This window comes from Nocardia gamkensis NBRC 108242 (assembly GCF_001612985.1).
Classification (GTDB): domain Bacteria; phylum Actinomycetota; class Actinomycetes; order Mycobacteriales; family Mycobacteriaceae; genus Nocardia; species Nocardia gamkensis.
Window position 1 is genome coordinate 1 of record NZ_BDBM01000064.1, and the last position, 22,660, is coordinate 22,660.

23 protein-coding genes and 1 pseudogene are annotated in these 22,660 nt (G+C 68.3%); 13 read left to right on the forward strand and 11 right to left on the reverse strand.

The genetic code is table 11. From position 1 onward, the window contains the following. Both NG1_RS31350 and NG1_RS31355 read right to left on the reverse strand, forming a co-directional pair. On the reverse strand, window positions 1–1,037 hold a 1,037-nt coding region (locus NG1_RS31350; protein WP_062976913.1), incomplete at its 3' end, for an adenosylmethionine--8-amino-7-oxononanoate transaminase. A 209-nt stretch (window positions 1,038–1,246) separates the two neighbouring features. Continuing rightward, complete coding sequence (locus NG1_RS31355; RefSeq protein WP_062976916.1) at window positions 1,247–1,693, reverse strand: MarR family winged helix-turn-helix transcriptional regulator; 447 nt, start codon at window positions 1,691–1,693, stop codon at window positions 1,247–1,249. Between the two features lie 29 nt (window positions 1,694–1,722). On the opposite strand from NG1_RS31355, the gene NG1_RS31360 reads away from it, so the two are divergent. The 3 genes from NG1_RS31360 to treY are packed head-to-tail and all read left to right on the forward strand — an operon-like array spanning window position 1,723 to window position 6,895. Beyond that, window positions 1,723–2,271 carry a cupin domain-containing protein gene (locus NG1_RS31360; RefSeq protein WP_062976919.1) on the forward strand — a complete coding sequence of 183 codons (549 nt, stop codon included), beginning with the start codon at window positions 1,723–1,725 and terminating at the stop codon, window positions 2,269–2,271. A gap of 59 nt (window positions 2,272–2,330) precedes the next feature. Beyond that, window positions 2,331–4,451: a glycogen debranching protein GlgX gene (glgX, locus tag NG1_RS31365; protein ID WP_062976922.1), complete on the forward strand. Its 2,121-nt coding sequence runs from the start codon at window positions 2,331–2,333 to the stop codon at window positions 4,449–4,451. Between the two features lie 35 nt (window positions 4,452–4,486). After that, a complete protein-coding gene (gene treY, locus NG1_RS31370; protein ID WP_062976989.1) occupies window positions 4,487–6,895 on the forward strand; it encodes a malto-oligosyltrehalose synthase in 2,409 nt (802 codons plus the stop codon). On the opposite strand, the gene NG1_RS31375 is transcribed toward treY, so the two are convergent. Together NG1_RS31375 and NG1_RS31380 are read right to left on the reverse strand one after the other, a co-directional pair. Beyond that, window positions 6,881–8,095, reverse strand: a complete 1,215-nt coding sequence (locus tag NG1_RS31375) for a T6SS phospholipase effector Tle1-like catalytic domain-containing protein (RefSeq protein WP_084499342.1) — start codon at window positions 8,093–8,095, stop codon at window positions 6,881–6,883. The genes treY and NG1_RS31375 overlap by 15 nt on opposite strands. 93 nt (window positions 8,096–8,188) lie before the next feature. Continuing rightward, on the reverse strand, window positions 8,189–8,422 hold the full coding sequence (locus NG1_RS31380) for a hypothetical protein (RefSeq protein WP_062976924.1): 234 nt from the start codon (window positions 8,420–8,422) through the stop codon (window positions 8,189–8,191). Window positions 8,423–8,509: 87 nt separating this feature from the next. On the opposite strand from NG1_RS31380, the gene NG1_RS31385 reads away from it, so the two are divergent. Then, window positions 8,510–8,944: a nitroreductase family deazaflavin-dependent oxidoreductase gene (locus NG1_RS31385; RefSeq protein WP_062976927.1), complete on the forward strand. Its 435-nt coding sequence runs from the start codon at window positions 8,510–8,512 to the stop codon at window positions 8,942–8,944. A gap of 76 nt (window positions 8,945–9,020) precedes the next feature. After that, window positions 9,021–10,376: a threonine ammonia-lyase IlvA gene (gene ilvA / locus NG1_RS31390; RefSeq protein WP_062976930.1), complete on the forward strand. Its 1,356-nt coding sequence runs from the start codon at window positions 9,021–9,023 to the stop codon at window positions 10,374–10,376. 448 nt (window positions 10,377–10,824) lie between these two features. Here ilvA and NG1_RS31395 read toward each other — a convergent pair whose 3' ends face one another. Continuing rightward, entirely contained in the window at window positions 10,825–12,075 is a 1,251-nt protein-coding gene (locus NG1_RS31395) for a serine hydrolase domain-containing protein (protein ID WP_062976932.1), read from the reverse strand. A 110-nt stretch (window positions 12,076–12,185) separates the two neighbouring features. Further along, window positions 12,186–13,928, reverse strand: coding sequence for a malto-oligosyltrehalose trehalohydrolase (gene treZ, locus NG1_RS31400; RefSeq protein ID WP_157114348.1), 1,743 nt, complete (start codon window positions 13,926–13,928; stop codon window positions 12,186–12,188). A 212-nt stretch (window positions 13,929–14,140) separates the two neighbouring features. Here treZ and NG1_RS31405 point away from each other — a divergent pair, with 212 nt between their 5' ends. Beyond that, on the forward strand, window positions 14,141–14,758 hold the full coding sequence (locus NG1_RS31405; protein WP_062976935.1) for a class I SAM-dependent methyltransferase: 618 nt from the start codon (window positions 14,141–14,143) through the stop codon (window positions 14,756–14,758). A gap of 3 nt (window positions 14,759–14,761) precedes the next feature. Here NG1_RS31405 and NG1_RS31410 read toward each other — a convergent pair whose 3' ends face one another. Next, entirely contained in the window at window positions 14,762–15,163 is a 402-nt protein-coding gene (locus tag NG1_RS31410) for a hypothetical protein (protein ID WP_062976936.1), read from the reverse strand. Between the two features lie 158 nt (window positions 15,164–15,321). Between NG1_RS31410 and NG1_RS31415 the strand changes: the two genes are divergently transcribed. Together NG1_RS31415 and NG1_RS31420 are read left to right on the forward strand one after the other, a co-directional pair. Beyond that, the gene (locus NG1_RS31415) at window positions 15,322–15,894 is read left to right on the forward strand and encodes a TetR/AcrR family transcriptional regulator (RefSeq protein WP_062976939.1); all 573 of its coding nucleotides are present in this window, start codon (window positions 15,322–15,324) and stop codon (window positions 15,892–15,894) included. A gap of 72 nt (window positions 15,895–15,966) precedes the next feature. After that, window positions 15,967–17,163 (forward strand): Cmx/CmrA family chloramphenicol efflux MFS transporter, encoded by a 1,197-nt coding sequence (locus tag NG1_RS31420; RefSeq protein ID WP_062976942.1) that lies wholly within the window; start codon window positions 15,967–15,969, stop codon window positions 17,161–17,163. Window positions 17,164–17,291: 128 nt separating this feature from the next. Here NG1_RS31420 and NG1_RS39270 read toward each other — a convergent pair. From NG1_RS39270 to NG1_RS31425, 3 genes and pseudogenes are all read right to left on the reverse strand, one after another. Next, a pseudogene (locus NG1_RS39270) lies at window positions 17,292–17,384 on the reverse strand (DUF397 domain-containing protein); the annotation flags it as partial. 138 nt (window positions 17,385–17,522) lie between these two features. Continuing rightward, window positions 17,523–17,735: a DUF397 domain-containing protein gene (locus NG1_RS36100; RefSeq protein ID WP_084499338.1), complete on the reverse strand. Its 213-nt coding sequence runs from the start codon at window positions 17,733–17,735 to the stop codon at window positions 17,523–17,525. Beyond that, entirely contained in the window at window positions 17,732–18,625 is an 894-nt protein-coding gene (locus NG1_RS31425) for a helix-turn-helix domain-containing protein (RefSeq protein WP_063910490.1), read from the reverse strand. Before NG1_RS31425 ends, NG1_RS36100 begins: the two co-directional genes overlap by 4 nt. Window positions 18,626–18,787: 162 nt before the next feature. Between NG1_RS31425 and NG1_RS31430 the strand changes: the two genes are divergently transcribed. Further along, window positions 18,788–19,039 carry a hypothetical protein gene (locus NG1_RS31430; protein ID WP_157114349.1) on the forward strand — a complete coding sequence of 84 codons (252 nt, stop codon included), beginning with the start codon at window positions 18,788–18,790 and terminating at the stop codon, window positions 19,037–19,039. Between the two features lie 195 nt (window positions 19,040–19,234). Next, window positions 19,235–19,507 (forward strand): hypothetical protein, encoded by a 273-nt coding sequence (locus NG1_RS31435; RefSeq protein ID WP_062976950.1) that lies wholly within the window; start codon window positions 19,235–19,237, stop codon window positions 19,505–19,507. A 432-nt stretch (window positions 19,508–19,939) separates the two neighbouring features. On the opposite strand, the gene NG1_RS31440 is transcribed toward NG1_RS31435, so the two are convergent. Continuing rightward, on the reverse strand, window positions 19,940–20,875 hold the full coding sequence (locus tag NG1_RS31440; protein WP_062976953.1) for a helix-turn-helix domain-containing protein: 936 nt from the start codon (window positions 20,873–20,875) through the stop codon (window positions 19,940–19,942). A 344-nt stretch (window positions 20,876–21,219) separates the two neighbouring features. Here NG1_RS31440 and NG1_RS37940 point away from each other — a divergent pair, with 344 nt between their 5' ends. The 3 genes from NG1_RS37940 to NG1_RS37225 all read left to right on the forward strand — a co-directional run bounded on the left by NG1_RS37940 (window position 21,220) and on the right by NG1_RS37225 (window position 22,649). After that, on the forward strand, window positions 21,220–21,990 hold the full coding sequence (locus NG1_RS37940) for an MmcQ/YjbR family DNA-binding protein (protein ID WP_063910491.1): 771 nt from the start codon (window positions 21,220–21,222) through the stop codon (window positions 21,988–21,990). 76 nt (window positions 21,991–22,066) lie between these two features. Continuing rightward, entirely contained in the window at window positions 22,067–22,492 is a 426-nt protein-coding gene (locus tag NG1_RS31455; RefSeq protein WP_062976955.1) for a PPOX class F420-dependent oxidoreductase, read from the forward strand. 10 nt (window positions 22,493–22,502) lie between these two features. Then, window positions 22,503–22,649 carry a hypothetical protein gene (locus NG1_RS37225; protein WP_168434208.1) on the forward strand — a complete coding sequence of 49 codons (147 nt, stop codon included), beginning with the start codon at window positions 22,503–22,505 and terminating at the stop codon, window positions 22,647–22,649. Window positions 22,650–22,660 lie beyond the last annotated feature (11 nt).

A 22,660-nucleotide genomic window follows, 5' to 3' on the forward strand; every position in this document is an offset into this window, starting at 1 on the left:
AGGCCCGCCGCCAGCTCCGCCTCGATCCGGGCCACCTCGCCGCGCCAGTCGCGCGAGCGCAGCAACTCGATCGACGCGACGGCGACCGCGCAGGCCAGCGGGTTGCCCATAAACGTGGGACCGTGCATGAGCCCGCCGTGCGCCGCGCTGATCGTCTCGGCGATCCGCGTGGTGCACAGCGCGGCGGCGAGGGTGAGATAGCCGCCGGTCAGCGCTTTGCCGACGCACATCACATCCGGGCTCACCCCGGCCACGTCGGCCGCGAACAGCGTTCCGGTGCGGCCGAATCCGGTCGCGATCTCGTCGAAGACCAGCAGCACGCCGTGTTCGTCGCACAGCCTGCGCAGGTCGGTGAGATAGCCGGGGTGGTGCCAGCGCATCCCGCCCGCACCCTGGACGAGCGGCTCCACGACGACCGCCGCGAGCTCGCCCGCGTGCGCGGCGATCAGGCGCTCCAGTTCCGCCGCGTACTCCGGCCGGTACTCGCTCGGCGGCACCGGCGCGAACACCTGGTTCACCAGGATGTCGGTCCACAGCGAGTGCATGCCGCCCTCGGGGTCGCACACGCTCATCGGCGTGAACGTGTCGCCGTGGTACCCGCCGCGCCAGGTGAGCAGCCGCCGCTTCTCCGGCTTGCCCAGCGAGCGCCAGTACTGCAGGCACATCTTCACGGCGACCTCGACCGACACCGAGCCGGAGTCGCACAGGAACACTTTGTCCAGTCCGGCCGGTGTCGATTCGACCAGCAGTTCGGCCAGCCGGGCCGCGGGCTCGTGGGTGAGCCCGCCGAACATCACGTGACTCATCCGCCGCGACTGGTCGACCAGCGCGGCGTCGAGCACCGGATGCCGGTAACCGTGGATGGCGGCCCACCAGGAACTCATGCCGTCGACCACCTCGCGGCCGTCTGCCAAGGTCAGCCTGGTGCCCGCGGCGGCAGTCACCACCAGCGGTTCGGTCGTCGCGGGGAAACCACCGTAGGGATGCCAGACGTGTTCGGCGTCGAGTGCGGTGATCTCGTCGGGGGTCAGTGCCACAGGAATCCTCGCGTCACGGCCCCGGCCGTCCGGGGCGGCTTGAACGCCGTTCAAGTTAGCACCGAACTGGACGGGGACGCCCATCGCCCACCGCCAACGGCTATCGCCCACGACCCACAGCCCATCGCCCCACCCACCGCATCAGCGTCGGCACCGGCACCGGCACCGGCGCTCTCAGCCGAGGACGTGCGCTTCGCCACCGCGGCGGGTCATTCGTCGGCCATGCCCCCCGCCAGCACCGCCGCCGCTCGAGCCAGCGCCGCACGCGTCTCCGCGAGGCGGCGCTCACCCAACGCCTGCGCCACCGTCCGCTCTAGCTGGTGGATTCGCTGCTCCGCCACGTCCAGCGCGGCCCGGCCCACCTCGGTGACCAGCACCACCCGCGCCCGCCGGTCGGCGGGGTCGACTCGGCGCCGCACGAGTCCGCGGCGTTCCAGATACGTCACCAGCTCCCCCATCGACTGCTGCGTCATCCCGGCCGCCTCGGCGAGCGCCGTGATCCGCGACCCTGCGGGGTCCAGGTAGCGGAACACCGCGTAGTGCGCAGGTCGCAGCCGGTCGTCCAGCCGCGCGCGCAGTTCGTCGTTCAGCGCGCGCTCGTAGGCGGCGGTGGCCTGGCTGAGCAACTTCAGCAGCGTCGGTTCACCCGTTGACATATTACAAAGGTTACCTTTATATCTGGAATATGCGAACCGGCCCCACACTGACCTTCCGCAACGGGCACCGAGTCACCCTTGTGGCGCACAGCGCCGACGAACAGGGCCCGTACCTGCGGCTGGAGCACGTGCTGCCACGAGCGGAACGTCAGGCCGGCCCACATTGGCATCCGGTGCTCGCCGAGCGATGGACGGTCCGGGAAGGCCGGCTCCGGTTCCGGATCGACGGCGTGCAGATCTTTGCCTGCGCCGGCGACACGGTGACGGCGCCCGCGGGCACGGTGCACGAGTTCCACAGCGCGGCCCCCGGAACGGTGGTCGATCACGAGATCCGGCCGCCACTGCGGCACTGGGAGATGTTCCGGCTCTGGCACAACCTGGATCGCGCGGGGAAGACGACGTCGTCGCGGGTGCCCCGCGATCCGCTCGCCCTCGCCCTGCTGTGGGATTACCAGGATGGTTACCTGGCCGGCGTGCCGGCCGTACTCCAACGGGCCGCACTCGGCGGTCTCGCGCGCGTCGCGGTACGTCTCGGCTACCGCCGCCGCTGGTTGGAAAACCCCTCCGACCTCCCCTGATCCGGTCGGCCGGAACCACCCGCACTGCGGAATTCCCGGCTGGCGCTACTGTCGTTGCCATGGCTCAGCCCGACGCAGCGCCCGGCGACGCGACCCCACTGGGTGTCTGGCCCGGCACCGCCTATCCCCTCGGGGCCACCTACGACGGCGCGGGCACCAATTTCTCGGTGTTCTCGGAGGTTGCCGACGCGGTCGAACTCTGTCTGATCGACGGGGACGGTGCCGAGACGCGGATCGCGCTCGACGAGGTGGACGGCTACGTCTGGCATGCCTACCTTCCCGCCATCGATCCTGGTCAACGCTACGGGTTCCGGGTGCACGGCCCCTACGACCCCGACCGTGGATTGCGCTGCGACCCGAGCAAGTTGCTGCTCGATCCGTACGGCAAGGCGTTCGACGGCGACTTCGACGATGATCCCTCGCTCTACACCTACGGACTGGACTCGCTCGGCCACACCATGACCGGCGTGGTGATCAACCCGTACTTCGACTGGGGCGCCGACCGCGCGCCCAACCGCCCCTACCACGAGACCGTGATCTACGAGGCGCACGTCAAGGGCATGACGATGACCCATCCCGACGTGCCCGAGGAACTGCGCGGCACCTACTCGGGCATCGCGCACCCCGCGATCGTGGATCACTTGAAGGGATTGGGCGTCACCGCGATCGAGCTGATGCCGGTGCACCAGTTCCTGCACGACCGTGTGCTGTTGGACCAGGGGCTGCGCAATTACTGGGGCTACAACAGCTTCGGCTACCTCGCGCCGCACAACGGGTACGCCGCGATGGACCGCGCCGGGTCGGCGGTCACCGAGTTCAAGGCGATGGTGCGCGCACTGCACGCCGAGGGCATCGAGGTGATCCTCGACGTGGTCTACAACCACACCGCCGAGGGCAACCACTGCGGCCCGACGATCGGCTTCCGCGGCATCGACAACGCCGCCTATTACCGCTTGGTCGACGACGATCCCTCGCACTACATGGATTACACGGGCACCGGCAACAGCCTCAACGTGCGCCACCCGCACACCTTGCAGCTGATCATGGACTCGCTGCGCTACTGGGTCCTGGAGATGCACGTCGACGGCTTCCGCTTCGATCTGGCCGCGACGCTGGCGCGGGAGCTGCACGACGTGGACCGGCTCTCGACCTTCTTCGACCTGGTGCAGCAGGATCCGGTGGTGAGCCAGGTCAAGCTCATCGCCGAACCGTGGGATGTCGGCGAGGGCGGCTACCAGGTCGGCAATTTTCCCGGCCTGTGGACGGAATGGAACGGCAAGTTCCGCGACACCGTGCGCGACTACTGGCGCGGCGAACCGGCGACGCTGGGCGAGTTCGCCTCTCGGCTCACCGGCTCCTCGGACCTCTACGAGGCCACCGGCCGCAGGCCGAGCGCGAGCATCAACTTCGTCACCGCGCACGACGGATTCACGTTGCACGACCTGGTGTCCTACAACGAGAAACACAACGAGGACAACGGCGAGGACAACCGGGACGGCGAGAGCTGGAACCGCTCGTGGAACTGCGGCGCCGAAGGGCCGACCGACGATCCGGACATCCTCGCCCTGCGCGCCAGGCAGAGCCGCAACCTGCTCGCGACGCTGATGCTCAGCCAAGGTGTGCCGATGCTCGCGCACGGCGACGAGATGGGCCGCACCCAGCACGGCAACAACAACGTCTACTGCCAGGACTCGCCGCTGGCCTGGATGGACTGGTCGCTGCGGGAGGAGAACGCCGAGCTGCTCGAATTCACCCGCGCGGTGATCGCGTTGCGCACCGAGCACCCGGTCTTCCGGCGCCGCCGCTTCCTGGCGGGCGGCCCGACCCGTTCGGCGGGCGGCGCCCGCGACATCGCCTGGCTCACCCCCTCCGGCGAGGAGATGACCGATGCGGACTGGGACAGCGGATTCGGCAAGTCGCTGGCGGTCTACCTCAACGGCGAGGCGATTCCCGAGCCCGGCCCCCGCGGCGAACGGATCACCGATGACTCGTTCCTGCTGTGTTTCAACGCCCACGACGAGGCCATCGACTTCGTGCTACCCCGCACCGGCGACGGCGGGGAATGGTCGGTGGCACTGGATTGCTCGACGCCGACCGGCCTGGCCGACGCCGGGTACCCCGGTGGCGCGACCGTCACCGTCGAAGCTCGCTGTCTCCTCGTCCTCCGCCAGGCCGCCTGACCAGAATGCCGATGAACCCACCCGATTCCACCGAGATGCACGTGACCGACCCGGTATCGCTGCGCCGCAAGCCCGCCCGCCAGACGACGATCCGCAGCGCCTACCGGCTCCAGCTACGACCGGACACACTGACCTTCGCCGAAGCGCGCGCCATCGCGGAATACCTTCAGCAACTGGGTATTTCGCACCTCTACCTCTCACCGATCCTGACCGCCACGCACGGCTCGACGCACGGCTACGACGTCACCGACCCGACCACGGTCTCCGCGGCCCTGGGCGGGCCGACCGGGCTCAAGGCCCTCGCCGACGAGGTGCGCAGCCGCGGCATGGGACTGATCGTGGACTTGGTGCCCAATCACGTCGGCGTGGCCGATCCGCGACAGAACGCCTGGTGGTGGGACGTCCTGCGGAACGGTCAAGAGTCCAGGTTCGCGCCGTACTTCGACATCGACTGGAGTCCCGGCAACGGCGCGGGCGGACGGCTGGCGCTGCCGGTGTTGCAGAGCGAGAACGATCCGGCCGCCTTGACCGTGGACCGCTCCGGCGCCGAACCCATGCTCGCGCTGCACGATCTGCGTTTCCCGATCGCGCCGGGCACCGACGGCGACAACGCCCTGCGCATCCACGACAAGCAGCACTACCGCCTGGTGAGCTGGAAGGCCGGGCTGTGCACCTACCGGCGGTTCTTCGCGGTCAGCAGCCTGGCCGCGATCCGGCAGGAGAACTCCGAGGTCTTCGAGGTCACCCACCGGGAACTCGCCGCGTGGTGCGAGCACGACCTGATCGACGGCGTGCGCATCGACCATCCGGACGGTCTGGCCGATCCGGCAGGCTATCTGACCCGGCTGCGCAGGCTGATCGGCCCGCACCGGTTGCTGCTGGTGGAGAAGATCCTGGCCAACCGCGAGCCGTTGGACGCGACGCTGCCGATCGACGGCACCACCGGCTACGAGGCGCTGGCCGATTTCGGCGGCGTGCTCATCGATCCGCGCGGGGAACATGCGCTCACCGAACTGTCGCGCCGGGTCGCCGGGCACGGCAGCGACCGGGCCTGGATCGGCGAGACCGAGCACCGGATCAAGCGGGCGGTCGCGGAAACCATTCTGACGCCGGAGATCCGGCGGCTGGTCGCCGCCATCAAACAGGATGCGAACGCCGAGAGCTTCGACACCATGGCGCTGACCAACGCCACCATCGAGGTGCTGGCGTTCATGCCGGTGTACCGGGCCGACTACGCACCGCTGGCCGGGATGGCGGGCGCGGTGATCGCCGAGGTGGAGAAGCGCAACAGCGAGCTCACCGCGCCGCTGGCGGTCCTGGTCGCGGCGCTGGCCGCCGACGGGGCCGCGGCGGTGCGCTTCAGCCAGGTCTGCGGCGCGGTGACCGCGAAGGCGGTCGAGGACACCATGTTCTATCAGGCCGCGCGGCTGGTCTCGTTGCAGGAGGTCGGCGGCAACCCGGCGCGTTTCGGTCACTCGCTCAACGAGTTCCACCTGTCCAACAGCCAGCGCGCGCAGCTGTGGCCCGCGACCTTGACCACGCTGTCCACGCACGACACCAAACGCGGCGAGGACGTGCGCGCCCGTATCGGCGTCCTGTCCCAGGCCGCGGAGACCTGGGCGCGCAACGTCGACTCCTGGCTGGAGACCGCTCCGGCGCCGGACGGCGCGACGGCGCTGTTCCTGCTACAGAACATGTTCGGGGTGTGGCCCGCGGACGGCAGACCCGCCGCCTCGGTGCCCGGCCTGCGCGAACGCCTGCACGCGTTCGCCGAGAAAGCGATCAGGGAGGCGAACACCAAGACCTCCTGGGAGGAGCCGGACGCCGAGTTCGAGTCCGCCGTGCACGCGTGGCTGGACGTGGTGATCGACGGGCCGGTGGGCTCCGAACTCGGCGACCTGGTGCACGAGCTGGCCCCGCACGCCTGGTCGGACTCGCTGTCGCAGAAACTGCTGCAACTGTGCGGACCGGGCATCCCGGACGTCTACCAGGGCTGTGAGCTGTGGGAGGACTCCCTCGTCGACCCGGACAACCGCAGGCCGGTGGACTTCGCCGCCCGCGCGGGCATGCTCCAGTCGCTCACCGGCACACCGGCGCTGGACACCACCGGCGCGGCGAAGATGTGGATCGTCGCCTACGCGCTGTGGCTGCGCCGCGAACGTCCCGATTGCTTCGTCGGCGGCACCTACCGGCCGCTGTTCGCCACCGGCGACCACGCGGCCAAGGTGGTGTCGTATGCCCGCGGCCGCACCGGTGAGCCGCCCGAGGTCATCGTCGCCGCCACCCGGCACAGCGTGAGCCTGGCCGAGACCGGGTGGGGCGATACGTTCCTCGACCTGCCCGCGGGCAGCTGGACCGACCGGTTGACCGGCCACACCTTCCAGGGCCGGGCCAGGCTGGAGAAGATGTTCGGCAGGCTGCCCGTCGCGCTACTGGTGCGCTGAGAGCTCGAGCGGGGGCGGTGCGTCGGGCACCGCGGGAACCCGCTCGAGTTCCTTCGCGAAAACGCCGCGCACCTGCTCGAAGGTTTTCTCCGGGATCACGCCGCCCAGCTCTTCGCGCCAGCGCCGCAGATTCGCGGGCTGGTAGTCCAGCGCGTCCTGCGTGCTGACCGACAGCCGGACGCCCTGATCGGTGGGCGTGGCGATCCGCCGCCAGGAATCCCAGTGGAAGCGGCGGCTGCGTGGATTGCGCAGGGTGCGCAGCAGATTCAGGATGCGGTAGCCGATGCTCAGCGAATCGTGCAGCCGCATGTGATCGCCCTTGGTGGTGTCGCAGCGCTTGGACAGCGCGTCCAGCCGATCCCGGTCGAAGGCCAGCCCGACCGACTCCGCCTCCCGGACCATCCACTGCAACGTCGCGTCGGACAGGCCGCATTCGGCGTAGCCGCCGCCGATATCGGTGTGCACGCCGGGGAACCACACCTGCTTGACCCGCTCGAAACCGCGCCGGTACTTCACGGTCGGTTCGACCGGCACCTCCCACAGCGACGGTTCGAAGTTGCGCCGCCGTTCATCGATGGCCAGCGCCTGGCGGGCGCAGTGCACGTGGCGGGAGAGCTTGACGTCGTGGAAGCGGTGCCGCAGCGAGGTGACGCCGGGGACGCCCAGCGCGCCGACGGTATCGAACACGCCGAGGAAGTCGATCTTCGCTCTCCTGCAATTCTTCCGGCGGAACTCCTGCCATTCCTCCGGCTCGGCCGGATCCGGGTCCTCGGGCGTCGGCGCGGGCGGGCGCTGCCGATAGATGCGCAAGGCGTCCGGGTACTTGCCCGCGATCATCGCCTCCGGGGTCATGATCCCGATCCGGCTGATCAGACCGGCCAGGCTGCGCGCGGTGAAGGCGCCGCGACTGAAGCCGAAGATGTAGATCTCGTCGCCCTTTTCCCAGTTCAGGGCCAGATGCCAGTAGGCGGACGACAGGTTCGCCTCGAGTCCGAGTCCGAAGGCGCCGCCCAGGAGGCGATCGCTGAGGAAACCGCGGGCGCCCGGGCCGGAGACGTAGGTGACCCACTGCTGGATCGTCTCCCCCGCCGGGCCCGGCGCGTCGAAGCGGATCGTCTGCGCGATCTTGACGATGTTCGACACCGTGCTGCTCGATTCGGCCTTCCAGGTGCCGTCGCAACATACAACGAGACGTTTCATGCGCTGATCCTCCCGCTGCTGTCCCACCGAAACCCGCGTATTCCACTACTCGAATTCATCGTGTGGGACGCGAAAGCGTTAATGCAGAGAGAGCTACGGCGTGTCGCCGGGCCGCTCGCCCAGACCTGCGAGCGCCATGCCGATCAGCCACCGGGCCGCCGCGAGCGCTGCCGCCGCCAGCACCGCGATCTGCGGCGAGCCCGTGATCAGGACCAGGACGAGGCAGCTCGCCAGCCCGACGACGAGTGCGTCGAGCTTGTAGGCCGGCCACGCGCTACCGGCGATGTCGATCGTGGTGCCGCGCGCCGAAGAGTGAACGACCGCCATCTCCTCAGGGTAGTCGGAATCAGAAGTTCGGGCCAGCGAACTTTTGTCGCAGGGAACACACCGATTAGCCGCGGTGTTGCGGCAGACATGCCACTGATAGGTGAATACGAACCGAGCACATCCGACTGGGCCCGCGAGCAAGCCGAGAAGTACGAGAACTCCGGCGGCACCGAGGGCGCGACCATGCAGGGCAAGCCCATCATCCTGCTCACCACCAAGGGCGCGAAGAGCGGCAAGCTGCGCAAGACGCCGCTGATGCGAGTCGAGCACAACGGCGAGTACGCCGTGGTCGCCTCCTTGGGCGGCGCGCCGAAGCACCCCGTCTGGTACTACAACATCAAGGCCGAACCGCACGTGGAGTTGCGCGACGGAGCGGTCAACAAGGACTACACCGCGCGCGAGGTCTTCGGCGAGGAGAAGGCGCAGTGGTGGGAGCGCGCGGTCGAGGTGTGGCCGGACTATGCGAACTACCAGACCAAGACCGATCGTCAGATCCCCGTCTTCGTCCTCACGCCCAGGTAGTTTCCTACGCAGGTGGCCAGCGTGTCACGGCCACCCGCCGCAGCTCACCGGCGCGACGGGTGGCACCATGACTGGGGTGTCCAATCCGCTTGATGTCCTCGACGCATTGTCCGCTTCTCGCCCCGCGCTCACCGCGGACGAGATCGATGCTGCCGCCAAGCGAATTGCCGACGTCATCGATCCGACCCCGCTCCAGCACAGCGAGCGGCTGTCCAAGCTCACCGGGGCGAGCGTCTATCTGAAACGCGAAGACCTCGGCGCGGTCCGCTCCTACAAGTTGCGCGGCGCCTACAACCTGGTGATCCAGCTGACCGAGGCCGAACGCGCCGCGGGCGTGGTCGCGGCCAGCGCGGGCAACCACGCCCAAGGCGTCGCGTTCGCCTGTCAGACGATGGGGATCAAGGGCCGCATCTACGTCCCGACCACGACACCGAAGCAGAAGCGCGACCGCATCCGGGTGCACGGCGGCGAGTTCGTCGAGCTGATCGCGGTCGGCGAGACCTACGACGCCGCCGCCGCGGCCGCCGCCGCCGACGTGGAACGCACCGGCGCGACCATGGTGCCGCCGTTCGACGACGCGCGCACTGCCGCCGGTCAGGGCACCATCGCCGCGGAGATCCTGGAGCAATTGGACGCAACGCCGGACCTGGTGATCGTGCCGGTGGGCGGCGGCGGCTGTCTGGCCGGTATCGGCACCTACCTGCGGGCGCGTTCCCCGCGCACCGCCATCCTGGGCGTGGAGCCCGCGGGCGCGGCCTCCATGACCGCGGCCCTGGTGGCGGGCGGTCCGGTCACGCTGCCGGAGATCGACCCCTTCGTGGACGGCGCCGCGGTGCGCCGGGTCGGCGCCGTGCCGTACGCCGCGGTGGCCGGATTCGGCGGGCGAGTGGTCTCGCACGCCTCGCTGCCGCTGCTGACCGTCACCGAATCGCCCAGGGGCGCGGGCGCTTTCCAGATGATGCAGGTCGACGAGGGCGCGATCTGCACGACCATGCTCGATCTGTACCAAAACGAGGGCATCATCGCCGAGCCCGCCGGCGCGCTCACCACGACGGCGCTGGCGGAGATCAGCGTGGAGCCCGGGTCGACGGTGGTGTGCCTGGTGTCCGGCGGCAACAACGACGTGTCCCGTTACGGCGAGATCATCGAGCGCTCGCTGGTGCACAGCGGCCTCAAGCACTACTTTCTGGTGGATTTCCCGCAGGAGCCCGGCGCGCTGCGCCGTTTCCTCAACGAGGTGCTCGGCCCCGAGGATGACATCACCCTGTTCGAGTACGTCAAGCGCAACAACCGGGAGACGGGCGCGGCGCTGGTCGGCATCGAACTCGGCGCCCCGGACGGCCTGGGGCCGCTGCTGGAGCGGATGCACCATTCCCCGATCCAGTGCGAGCGCCTCGAGCCCGATTCCCCGGCCTACCGCTACCTGACCTGAGCCGGGGCCACGGCGGATCGCAACCCGACCCGGAGCCGGACCATCGGGGGTCGACCCCGCGGGAGCCAGATCACCGGCGGATCGACCCGACCCTGCTCCGGCCGCATCGGTTCCGGGCAGCGCTCCGGGTCAGGGTGTCGCCCAGGCTCCGGCCGCTCAGACTCCGGGCAATCCCCCGGCCCAAGTCGGTGCCCAAGCTCCGACAGAGTCGGGCGCTCGCGCCCCGATCGGTCCGTCCCCGGCGGAACTTCAGCAGGTGGCCACCGTCCAGCCGGACCATCAGCGGTCAACTCCACCGGAGCCAGAGCACCGACTGGTCATCGGTGTTAACTCCACCGGAGCCGGAACATCGGCGTGGTCGACTCCGCGGAAGCCAGATCACCGCGGATCAACCCCGGGAGCCGGACCACCGGCGGGTCGACCCGGCACGAGGCGGGCCGCCGCCGGGTCAGGCCGCCTTGGGCGTCTCCGTCGCCGGGATCCGGCGGCGGGAAGCGCGCAGGCAGTTCATCATGAGCGGCAACAGCCAGAATGCCGCCGTCTGGTCGTAGCTGAGCTGCGCGGCGGACAGCCGGTTGTGCACGAAGCCCACCGACAGGCCCAGCCGGGGTTCGGCCCAGCCGAAGGAACCACCGAGGCCGATGTGCCCGAACCCGGCGTGGGCGCCCGGCACCGGCAGCGAGTGGTAGCCCAGCCGCCACATCATCGGCAGGTAGAACAGCGCACGGTCGGGCTGGTAGGTCTCGACGCGGCGCAGCGCCTTCATGGTGCGGCGGCCGAGATACCTGCCCCCTGCCACAGTGCCGTCGCCCGCGAGCGCTCCGTACATCGTGGCCAGCGCGGGCGCGGTGGCCACACCATTGCCCGCGCCGAGTTCGGTCTCCAGGATCGGCGGGCTCGCGCCCTCGAGGATGGCTTCCAGGCCGGGCAGGAACAGGCAGCGGGTGGCGGCGCCGAGCGCGCCGGGGATCCGGTGGCTGCGGCCGAGAACCGCGGCCCCCAGCGGCTTTCCGAGCATGCTCAGCTGGGTGCCCGCGAGCGGCGCATAGGTGATCGCCGCACCGGCCGGTGGCTTTCCGAGATACAGGCCGTCGATGCCGAGCGGCTCGGCGACCTCGGTGCGGATCAGTTCCGCCAGACTGATGCCGGTGATCGCGCGGGCCAGGCCGCCGACCAGCCAGCCGAAGGTGAGCGCGTGGTAGGTGGGCACGCCGAGCAGGCGGTCGGGCTTCGCCGCGGCCAGGCGCTGCTCCATCAGCTCGTGATCCAGCACGTCGGCCAGTCCGCCGGTGGCGAGCGGGGCCAGCGCGGACAGTCCCGCCCGGTGGGTGAGCAGCTGGCGGACGGTGATCTTGCGCTTGCCGTTGGCGCCGAATTCCGGCCAGTACTCCGCGACGGGGGCGGAATAGTCGAGCAACCCGCGGTCGGCGAGACGATGCACGACGGTGGCGGCGATCCCCTTGGTGGCCGAGAAGATGATCGTGCCGGTGTCTCTTGTCCACGGAGCGTCACCAGCGGAACCGATCCAGATGTCGATCAGCGGCTCTCCGTGCCGGTGCAGCGTGAACGCCGCGCCCGCACCCCGGCGAGTGCCGAAGGCCCGTGCGAAAGCACGCACGAACGGTGCGAATTCGGCGGCTGCGCTGCCACCCATCCCCGGGGGAAGAACCGCGAGGTCCCCGGAAGCGACGTTGCTCATCTCTCCACGGTAATGGCATGGGACGATTCCGGCAAAGTGCCTGTCTCGGACAGCTGCCCGCCCGTTATCCCGAAACCGCCCGAAAGGCGGCCCGGAGCTGGGATTCCACGCTATCGGCGCGGGCCGGGCAGGGCGGTTTCCAGCAGGGTGAAGGAGTGGCCGGGAACGGTTGTGGCGGAAGGGCCGATCGTCGGGGATTCCCAGGACAGCAGCGGAAGGCCCGCGATCGGGATCGCGACCTGGTCCTCGCCGAGGTTGCACATCAGGGCCAGCGTGCCCCGGCGTACGACGATCCATCGCGCGGCCTCGTCGTAATCCACCGAAACGTGGGTCAGCCAGGGGTCGCTGAGCTCCGGCCGGTCGCGGCGAAGGGCGAGCAGGGCGCGATAGCAGGACAGCAGCCGGGCGTGCTCCGGCTCGTCGGCTTCGGTCCAGTCGAGCTTGGAGCGCAGGAACGTCTTCACGTCTTGCGGGTCGGGCACCTCGCCTGCGGGCCAGCCGTGTGCGGCGAACTCCTTCTTGCGCCCGGATGCGGTGGCGGCGGCGATTTCCGGGTCGGTGTGCGAGGTGAAGAACTGGAACGGCGTGCGCGCCCCCCACTCCTCCCCCATGAACAGCATCGGCGTGAACGGGCCGCACAGGACGAGGGCGGCTTTGATCGCGAGCTGGCCGTCGGTCAGGTAAGCGCTGGGGCGGTCACCGAGCGCCCGGTTGCCGATCTGATCGTGGTCGCAGGTGTAGGCCAGCAGGGCGCTGCCCGGGATCAGGCCGCGATCGATCGGCCTGCCGTGCGTGCGGCCCCGGAAGCTGGAATACGTTGCGGCGTGGAAGAACCCGTGCTTCAGGGTGCGGGCCAGGCAGCGCAGCGAGCCGAAGTCGGCGTAATAGCCCTGCCGCTCACCGGAGACGGCGGTGTGCACGGCGTGGTGCAGGTCGTCGTTCCACTGCGCGGTCAGGCCGTAGCCGCCTGCCGCACGCGGGGTGATGAGCTTCGGGTCGTTGAGATCGCTCTCCGCGATCAGCGTCAGCGGCCTGCGCACGTGGGTGGCCAGCCGCTCGACGGCGACCGACAGCTCGGCCAGCAGGTGGGTGGCCGTGCGGTCGACCAGGGCGTGCACCGCGTCCACGCGCAGCGCGTCGATGTGGAAATCGCGCAACCAGCGCACCGCGTTGTCGAGGATGTATCCGCGCACGTGGTCGGACTGCGGGCCGTCGAGGTTGAGACTCTGCCCCCAGGTGTTGCGGCCCTCGGTCAGGTAGGGCGCGAAACGCGGCAGGTAGTTGCCGGACGGGCCGAGATGGTTGTAGACGACGTCCAGGCAGACGGCCAGTCCCCGGAGATGGCAGGCGTTGACGAAGCGCTGGAGGCCGTCGGGCCCGCCGTAGCTCTCCTGCACCGCGTACCAGAGCACGCCGTCGTAGCCCCAGTTGTGCGTGCCGTCGAAGGCGTTCACCGGCATCACTTCGACCACGGTGACGCCCAGGCCGACGAGATGGTCCAGCCGGTCGATCGCGGCGTCGAAGGTGCCTTCGGGGGTGAACGTTCCGATGTGCAGTTCGTAGTAGACCGCCCCGGCGTGCGGCCGCCCGGTCCAGTCCGCGTCCGTCCATCCCGCCGGATCGAGGGTGTGCAGCGCCGAGCGGGCGTGCACCCCGTCGGGCTGGCGCGGCGAGCGGGGATCGGGCAGCACGGTCGGGTCGTCATCGAGCAGGAAGCCGTACCTGGCTCCGCTCGCGGCCGGAATATCGGTGCGCCACCACCCGTCCGGCGACCGAGTCATCGAGTGGACGACACCCTCCAGATCCAATCGCACCGCCTCCGGCCGCGGCGCCCACACCTCGAACAAAGTCACCGCGCCAGCATCGCACGCGCACACCCGGCCCGCCGGATACGGACACCGACCTCGACCACAGCGGCATGTGCCGTCCCGGCTTGCCGACCAACCGGCTGAAGTCGCTTCACTCGGTCCGCGCAACCACGCTGACCGGGCCGGGCGCGGGGCGCCCACCGGGTTGTGGGCGTAGGACCCTGGCCCGGACGGGCGATGCCTGCAAGAGTGGAGGTGTGGGTGTCTATGCGGAGCACGTGGTTCCCCGGATCGTCAACCTGGCCTGCGGGATGCGGGACCTGGATCCGCTGCGCGAGCGGGCCTGCGCCGATCTGCACGGGCAGGTCGTGGAAGTCGGTTTCGGTTCGGGATTGAACGTGCCGTTCTACCCGGCGACGGTCGCGTCGGTGCGTGCGGTCGAGCCCGCCGATCTGGGCTGGCGGCTGGCGAGCGACCGCGTCGCCGCCGCCACCGTGCCGATCGAGCGGGCCGGGCTGGACGGGCAGGCGCTGCCCTTCCCGGACGGGACCTTCGACTGCGCGCTGTCGACCTGGACGATGTGCACCATCCCCGACATCGCCGCCGCGCTCGCCGAGGTGCGCCGGGTGCTCGTCCCCGGTGGGACCCTGCATTTCGTCGAACACGGGCTGGCGCCGGACGAGAAGGTGCGGGCGTGGCAGAACCGGCTGAACCCGGTCCAGAAACGACTGTTCGGCGGCTGCCACCTGAACCGCGATATCCGCGGCCTGGTGACAGACGCCGGTTTCGAGATCCGCGACGCCGAGTCGTTCTACGGGGAGCACGCTCCCCGCTTCCTGGTCGCCCAGACGCTCGGTGTCGCGGTGTCGCCCTGACGATCAGACGATGCGGACCGACAAGGTGTAGGTCGCGTTGCCGCGACTCGGCTCCACCGAGATGGTGTAGTAGCCGCTGCGCGGCAGGGTGATCCGGCTCCAGGTCTCCTCCAGGCACAGGACGCTTCCGCCGGGGGCGGTGGTGGTGAACCGCGCGTTGCCCTCGACCGAGGTGAGTTCCGTGATCAGCGTCTGCCCGGCCCGCGCCTCGAACGCGTAGGTGTCGGCGTCGCCGCGAACCACCGCGCCGTCGATGGACGCGTGGTCGCTCCCCGGCGCGAATTTGATCTCGTATACCGACCCCGCGTTCGCGGCGCCCGCGCCGACCGCCGCGACGCCGAACGCGGCCGCGAGCACGGTGGCGCCGAGTACGAGCAGGCGCAGGCTCCGGAGTATGGCTTGCATGACGATCCTCTTTCCTGGAGTGGACGACTTGCCCAGAACTGTCCGCCACCCCGCCAATCGAATGCTTAACGGCCGCTTGGACATCAGAACACCGCAGGTCGGAGCCCCGCCCGGAATATACTGTAACGATCTGTTCAAAACAGTGCTAGCGTGAACCCATGCCACGCCCCAGGTTGTTCGACGAGGACCGCGCACTGGACGCGGCGATGCGCGCGTTCTGGCGCACGGGGTACGAAGCGACCTCCACCGAAGACCTGTGCGCCGCGACCGGACTGGGCCGCAGCAGCATCTACAACACCTTCACCAGCAAACGCGACCTGTTCGAGCGCGCCCTGCGCCGCTACATGACGACCAAGAACGCCGCGACATTCGACCTGCTCGACAGCCGGACGGAGGTGCGCGCGAAGATCCGCGCACTGCTGTGGCAAATCGTCGAGGCCCCCGAGGAGGACCCGCTCGGCTGTCTCGTGGTCAATTCGACGATCGAGTTGGCCCCGCGCGACCGCGAACTGGCCGCCGTACTCGCCGCCGACCAGGAGCGACGGCTCGCCGTGCTGACCGACGCGTTCGAAACGGCCAGACGCGCGGGCGAGATCGCACCGGACAAGAACCCGTCCGCCCTGGCCCACTTCGTGATCGCCACCATCGGCGGCATGCGAGTGGCCGCACGCGGCGGCGCGGATCGCGAGACACTGGCCGCCATCGCGACTACCGCGCTCGACGCGCTCTGAACCTTCCACCCCTGGCGACAGTTTTGCCGCGCCCGCATTTTGGATAGATCAGTACAATATAAGGAGGTACCGATGCCCGTGGCGATCTACGTCCTGGGTCTGTCGATCTTCGCCCAGGGCACCTCGGAGCTGATGCTCGCGGGCCTGCTCACCGAGATGGCCGCGGACCTGGGCGTCTCCGTGCCGCGCGCGGGCCTGCTCATCTCGGGGTTCGCCCTGGGCATGCTGGTGGGCGCGCCGGTGCTGGCCGTGGCGACGCTGCGCTGGTCGCGGCGCACCGCACTGCTCGCGTTTCTCGCGGTGTTCGTCGGCACCCACGTGGTCGGGGCGCTGACCTCGGATTACTGGGTGCTCTTCGCGACGCGGGTGGTCGGCGCGTTCGTCTACGCCGGATTCTGGGCGGTCGCGGCGACGACGGCGATCGGGCTGGTGCCCGCCACCGCGCGCGGCAAGGCGATGAGCATCGTCGCGGGCGGGCTCACCCTGGCCATCATCATCGGGCTCCCGGCGGGCACCGTGATCGGGCAGCAACTGGGTTGGCGGGCGGCGTTCTGGGCGGTGGCGCTGCTGTCGGCGGCGGCCGGGATCGGCGTGCTGGCGAAGATCCCCGGCGGACGCACCGACGCGCCGCTGCGACTGCGCACCGAACTGCGCACGATGATGCGTCCCGCGCTGTGGCTGTCCTACGCCACCACCGCGCTGTCCATCGCCGCCCTGATGGTCACCTTCGCCTACCTCGGCGCTCTGCTGTCCCACACCACCGGCATGGCGGACGGCTGGATTCCGGCGGTACTCGGCGTCTACGGACTCGGCGCGTTCCTGGGCATCGTCCTCGGTGGGCGCACCGCCGACACTCGCCCGCTCACCAGCCTGTACGTCGGCATCACCGGCGGCGTGCTCACCTCCGCGCTACTCGCCGTCACCATGGAACACGCCGTGCCCGTCGTGCTGCTGTCGTTCCTGTTGGGGGCGTTCGGCTTCGGCATCAACCCGACCTTGAACAGCCGCGTCTTCACCCTCGCGGGCGACGCGCCCACCCTCGCGGGCGCCACGAACATCTCCTCGTTCAACGTCGGCATCACCGCAGGCCCCTGGCTCGGCGGCCTCGCCATCGGCGCGGGCCTCGGCTACCCGGCGGTGGCCTGGATCGGCGTGGTTCTCGGCCTCGCCGCCCTCGCCGTCGTCGCATGCAGCCATGCCCTGCACCGCAAGGAGGTGGCGCGATCGTCGGTCGAGCCACCTGCACCGGCACTGGCCGACGTGGGATAGCCCTTCCCGCATAGGCAGCGGCCCTGGCCCGACGTGGCGTAGATCGGGTGCAGGGCCGCTGTTTCGGCGGAAATATCCTGTTCAGGTCGGTCGAACTCCCCGTCATGGACGCAGACTGCGAAGGCATGCCACTGGCCTGGCGCGGAGATCAACGCCTGGCCAGTCGGGTCCTTCGAGTCGCGGACACCGACAAGCCGTGCCCTCAGCCAGGCGACTTCGACGGATTCGCCCCCGTGCCGCTATGGGTCGACTTGAATCATCGCGCGCTGGTCATGCCAATGGCCATGGTTGGGGCTCCTTACCCCTGCGTGACTAGGGGTTTCGACGGTAGCTCCTCCTCCGATAGCTCCCGACCTGGCTCAGGAAGAGGGCCGAGTGAACTCCCCGTCCCGAACCGCAGCGGCGAAAGCATCCCACTGGCCTGGCGCGAAGGTCAACGCCGGGCCGGTCGGGTTCTTCGAATCGCGGACACCGACATGCCCTGCGTCCAGCCAGGCGACTTCGACACATTCGTTCCCCGTCCCGCTGTGTGTCGACTTGAACCATCGCGCGCCGGTTAGGCCGATAGTCACTGTTCATATCTCCTTGCCACCTGCCGGAGCAGGTCTCTCGATGGTTGTTCCTCCAGCGCAGCGCACAGGATCGTTTCGTGGATTCTGCGGTAGCGCTTCACATCGTCCTCGTCTTCGAAAAACATTACGCCGGTGTTGTTTTCGGCGTATACAACTGGAGGCTCCGATCGACCGCCAGGACCGTACACCGGGAAATCGAGCATGATATAGGGCAGCACGGGGACACAGTCGCCCGGAAACCCGGCCGTGAATGGCAGTATCCGTACGGTGACGTTTGGGCGAGTGCTCATGTCCGCCATATGTCGATGTTGCGCAGCCATGACGGCACGGGAGCCTACGATCGTGTGCAGAACACCCTCGTGCACTACGAACTCAGCCCTTACAGGGTCTATTCGCCGAGTCAGGATCGCTGCCCGCCGCAATCGTAGTTCTACACGGCGCTCGATATCTTCCTGAGTATCATTCGGAAGATACGGCCGCTCAATTGCTCCCGCGTAATCGGCTACTTGGAGCAGGCCCGGGATAACGAGTGGCTGGTACATTGCAAGTTGCGACGCACCGGATTCGAGCCCGAGATACGTGTTGAATCCAGGCATAATCAGATTTCGGGACGCCTGCCACCATGATTTCGTAGGTGTCTGCTGCGCAAGAATTTTCAGCTCTTCGATCTGTTCCGCGTCGAGACCGTACAGCTTGCCGAACGCCTCCACATCGCGCAGTTTGACCTTGTCGTTCTGCCCCTTCTCGATCCTGCCGACCGAAGTCTTGCCCATCTCCATGAGCTGCGCGGCGCGCTCCAGGGTGAACCCGGCACCTTCCCGAGCCTCCCGCAATGCCCGGCCGAGTTGCCGACGCGGCAATGTCGAACCGGGCTGATCGTCTTTCCCCATCGCTCCCCTTTTCCCCTGCTCGGTCCGAAACGGCCCAGATCCCGGTCCGGTTCGGACGTCGAACTATGTGTAGACCGGTCCGGGCTCTGCGCGAATGGCCGACTTCATCGGACCGTCCGTTTTCCCAGCACGGATGCTGTTGGCCTGCAGCAACATAGCCGCATGGCCAAGCAACAGGGAAGCCTCTCCGCCGCACAAGTCCGAATCCTGCGGACGCTGAGCTGCGGAGGGATGCTCACCGAGCATCAGATCAAGGTGTCGGCCTGCCTCACGGCGTGGAAGACCCGCCAAGCTCTGGCGAATCTGGCCGGTCGCGAACTCGTCGTGACCGGAGCCCGAAAAGGCCGCTACGAAATCACCCCGCTCGGCCGAACGACTCTGGCGACAGAGCCACCCGACAGCCGCCAGGCGTAAGGCCGCGCAGATCAAGTCAACGGCACAGGGCGGTGAGCATTTCGGCGAAATGCCGCAGCCATGTGCCACTCGACATCACCGCCCGGTGGGCGAGGAGGGATACGGAAGTTGTTGGGTGCTAACGGCGAGAGCGGCGGGATTGTCTCACCGCCGAGGATCTGTGGTTCGTCCGACGTAGAGTTGGCACATCGGCTGATGCGGCGGCACCGGGAATGCCGGGTCGATCGGTGCGCGTGGAAGTGGGTCGCCTTCTACACGTTGGTGCGGCGCGGCCGGATCGTGCCGCAGCAGTCGAGCCCTCGGGAACACGCCCACCGGCGGGGCATCGCCTTCCCCGTCGACCACACCGACCATCCGCCCTCTCGCGACGACGTGCCGGAGCCCCGGACATTCCAGCAGGTTCTCGAGGGATTGAGCAAGCTCGCCGACGACCTGCGCGCCGGCTCGGGCGACGGCTGCCAGCGGTGAGCGAGCGTGCTGTCGACCATCGTGACGGTATTCGCCGGTTGCGGCGCGGTGCTGCTCGGCGTGGGGTACGTGTGTTCTGTAGCCAATCAGATCTGTTGCCGCTCACCCGCGTTGAGGTTCGATGTTGGCTGGTCCCGATCATGCCGGACGGGTCGCTGGACTGCAACAATTAGCTGTCGTTGCCACCGTCGAGAAGCGACCACCACGTTGCCAGTCGTGGAACCACCAGCAACAGGTAATCCTCTCGGGGAACATGTTTCAGATTTCTGGGCGGGCCGATCATGGCGGCGGCAGCCTGGCATCCCCTAACGCCGGTTACAAAGCGTTTGGATCTGGATTGCCTGCATGACCTGTGATGCGAAAAGGCTCAACCAGCGCGGATCTCTCGCGTGTTTTGCTGAATTGTCTGGTTGGTAACGGCTCCGCAGGTACTCACGGATCGGTCGTGGCTTCGCGGGCCGCGTAGGTGGCCGGGGTGAGACCGGTGCGTGCGCGGAAGAAGCGGCCGAAGTTCGCGGGATCGGTGAAGCCGAGGTGAGCGGCTACAGTCCGGGCGTCCCATCGCGGGCCTTCGAGCAGGCGGCGGGCTTCGAGCAGGCGGCGCTCGTCGATGAGTTCGCGCACCCCTTTGCCGGTGGCGTCGAGGGTGGCGCGGCTGAGGGTGCGTACCGAGCAGCCGAGTAGCTCGGCGTAGTCCGTGGCCTGGTGCCGTTCGCGAAAGTGCAGTTCCAGGGCGTCGAGGAACTGTCTGTAGGTGTCACCGCGGCCGGTCCGGACTGTGGCCGCGCTGTCAGTGGTGATGCCTGGGGAGTTGGCCAGGCGCAGCAGCAGTGCTTCGAGCAGGCTGCGCCGCAGGGCGTGGTGCAGATCGAGCGGGCGGCGCCCGAGTGCGCGGTGTTCGTCCAGGAGTTGGAATGCGGTCTGTTCGAGCCAGGCAGCGTCCTCGGGATGCGGGTTCAGCACGGCAGGGGCCTCGTGCGCGGTGAGCGGGGCCAGGAGACGAGCGGCGTCGGGCCTGAGCACGTCGGGCTCGAACAGGATGAAGGGACCGCGGGTGACACCCGGCGGATGCCAGCACAGCACGTGTCCGGGACGCACCCATAGCCACTGGCCGGGGGTGACGGTTCGCGTGATGTGGTCCACGTCGTGGCGCAGCACACCCTCGGTGACCAGGACGAGGTAGTGGAAGGTGGCGCGTCCCGGGCGCGGCGGGTTCCAGGGCCAGTCGTCGTGGTGGGCGAAGAAGTCCTCGATGGTGTTGACCTCGAGGCCGTACGGGGTTCCGACCGGCGGCTGGAAGCGGTACAGCAGAACCTCGGCCGGTCTGTCGCGCCGTCCCGTTCTGGAGTGTCGCTTGTCGACTATCACGTGTCCGCACCCTACCGCCCAGATTTCCCGGTGCGGTAGGGACGTGCCGTCGCCGGGGGTCGCGGCGTAGTTCAGACCTGCCGTCCGGGCCACGACTGGCGGGCACCGAGGAAAGAGTCACCTGGCGACTGTTAGCTGACCGCTCTGTGTGCCAGTCGATCGGTCGGAACATAAGGAATGATTGAGGAGCTACAGCTATCTCTCAGCAACTCATCTATGGAACCGCCGGTCTACGACGGAGTACATGCCATGGCCGCTACCGCATAGCTGTTCGAGAACATCGACAGTCCCTAACGGTCAACAGGACACCGAACATCGGTTATCGACCAGGAAAGGATCTGATTATGCGTGCGCAACAGTTGCTTTCGGTCGCACAGAAGACGGCGACGCAGTTACCCGGGGCGGTTTCCGAACAGCCGTTCGGCCCGGATTGGCAGGTGTACAAGGTCGGCGGCAAGGTCTTCATGCTGGTGACCGAGGTTCGTGGCGAGTCGATGGTGATCGTCAAAACCGATCCCGAGGACGCGATCGCATTGCGCGACCAATTTCGGGAGATTACGCCCGGTTATCACATGAACAAGCGGCACTGGATCACGGTGACCGCTGGTGACGGGATCTCGGCGCGGCTGGTCCGGGAGCTGGTGACCGACTCCCATCGTCGCGTGGTGTCGGGCCTGCCCGTCGGGGACCGGCCCGCGAACTCCGATCGCCCGGCCCGACGCGGCCGGACGTCGCGGGGCGGGCTGACGGGGACACGACTGCAGTCGACGGCTCGTCGCACGGCGGGTTCGCTTCGCGGGGTCAGCCATGGGCGGCCGTTCGTGGAGAAGCTGGACGTGTACAAGGCCGGCGACAAGGTGTTTCTGATCGTCACCGACGATCCCGAGGAGCAGATCATCACCGTCAAGGCCGATCCGGAGCGCGGACAGATGCTGCGCAAGCGTTTCCCGTCGGTGACCGACGGCCGTTACCTGGACAAACACCATTGGGTATCGATCGGCACGGGACGCGGTGTCACCCCGGAGTTGGTGACCGAACTGGTCCACGATTCCTACGACCTGGTCCGCCAAGGCGTACCACGTCAGCGGCGGAAGAAGACACCAGCACGGGTCTGACGGACAACAACCGATCCCATGAGCAGTCGGGCGCAATTGCGGGAGAGTAAGCAGAGCAAACAGAAGGAGACAGGCGATGCATGTGATGTCGGATCAGGAGTGGATGCAGTTCGTGACCGACGGAGCGCACACAGGAAAGTTCGCCACGGTCGGTGCGGATGGCACACCGAACATCGCTCCGGTTTGGTTCGTGTTCGACGGGCAGGATTTCCTGTTCACCACCGGTGCCTCGACGGTGAAGGTCCGCAATCTGCGCCGGAACCCGAGGGCGGCGATCTGTGTCGACGACGACCGGCCGCCGTTCTCCTATGTCGAAGTACGCGGGCCGGTGAGCCTGAGCGAGGATCTCGACGAGCTGGTGGACGTCGCGACCCGCGCCGGTGCCCGGTATATGGGGGCGGACAAGGCGGAGGAGTTCGGGAAGCGCAACGGTGTGCCCGGCGAGGTCGTCGTGCGACTACGGCCAAAGAAGGTGATCGCCTATGGCGGTGTCACCGACTGAGGATTCTCCGTTGTCGTTGTTTGACGACGGGTCGTCGCGGCCGCTGGCCGACCGTTTGCGCCCACGCCTGCTTGCCGATGTCGTGGGACAGAATCATCTGCTCGACGAGCAGGGGCGATCGGGCGAATGGTGGCACAGCGTCGCCTGGTCTCGATGATCCTGCGTGCA

Coding starts and splice junctions, on each gene's coding strand:
- NG1_RS31355 (WP_062976916.1), bottom strand. CDS start 1,693: ATGTCAACGGGTGAACCGACGCTGCTGAAGTTGCTCAGCCAGGCCACC.
- NG1_RS31360 (WP_062976919.1), top strand. CDS start 1,723: ATGCGAACCGGCCCCACACTGACCTTCCGCAACGGGCACCGAGTCACC.
- glgX (WP_062976922.1), top strand. CDS start 2,331: ATGGCTCAGCCCGACGCAGCGCCCGGCGACGCGACCCCACTGGGTGTC.
- treY (WP_062976989.1), top strand. CDS start 4,487: ATGCACGTGACCGACCCGGTATCGCTGCGCCGCAAGCCCGCCCGCCAG.
- NG1_RS31375 (WP_084499342.1), bottom strand. CDS start 8,095: ATGAAACGTCTCGTTGTATGTTGCGACGGCACCTGGAAGGCCGAATCG.
- NG1_RS31380 (WP_062976924.1), bottom strand. CDS start 8,422: ATGGCGGTCGTTCACTCTTCGGCGCGCGGCACCACGATCGACATCGCC.
- NG1_RS31385 (WP_062976927.1), top strand. CDS start 8,510: ATGCCACTGATAGGTGAATACGAACCGAGCACATCCGACTGGGCCCGC.
- NG1_RS31395 (WP_062976932.1), bottom strand. CDS start 12,075: ATGAGCAACGTCGCTTCCGGGGACCTCGCGGTTCTTCCCCCGGGGATG.
- NG1_RS31410 (WP_062976936.1), bottom strand. CDS start 15,163: ATGCAAGCCATACTCCGGAGCCTGCGCCTGCTCGTACTCGGCGCCACC.
- NG1_RS31415 (WP_062976939.1), top strand. CDS start 15,322: ATGCCACGCCCCAGGTTGTTCGACGAGGACCGCGCACTGGACGCGGCG.
- NG1_RS31420 (WP_062976942.1), top strand. CDS start 15,967: ATGCCCGTGGCGATCTACGTCCTGGGTCTGTCGATCTTCGCCCAGGGC.
- NG1_RS31425 (WP_063910490.1), bottom strand. CDS start 18,625: ATGGGGAAAGACGATCAGCCCGGTTCGACATTGCCGCGTCGGCAACTC.
- NG1_RS31430 (WP_157114349.1), top strand. CDS start 18,788: ATGGCCAAGCAACAGGGAAGCCTCTCCGCCGCACAAGTCCGAATCCTG.
- NG1_RS31435 (WP_062976950.1), top strand. CDS start 19,235: ATGCGGCGGCACCGGGAATGCCGGGTCGATCGGTGCGCGTGGAAGTGG.
- NG1_RS37940 (WP_063910491.1), top strand. CDS start 21,220: ATGCGTGCGCAACAGTTGCTTTCGGTCGCACAGAAGACGGCGACGCAG.
- NG1_RS31455 (WP_062976955.1), top strand. CDS start 22,067: ATGCATGTGATGTCGGATCAGGAGTGGATGCAGTTCGTGACCGACGGA.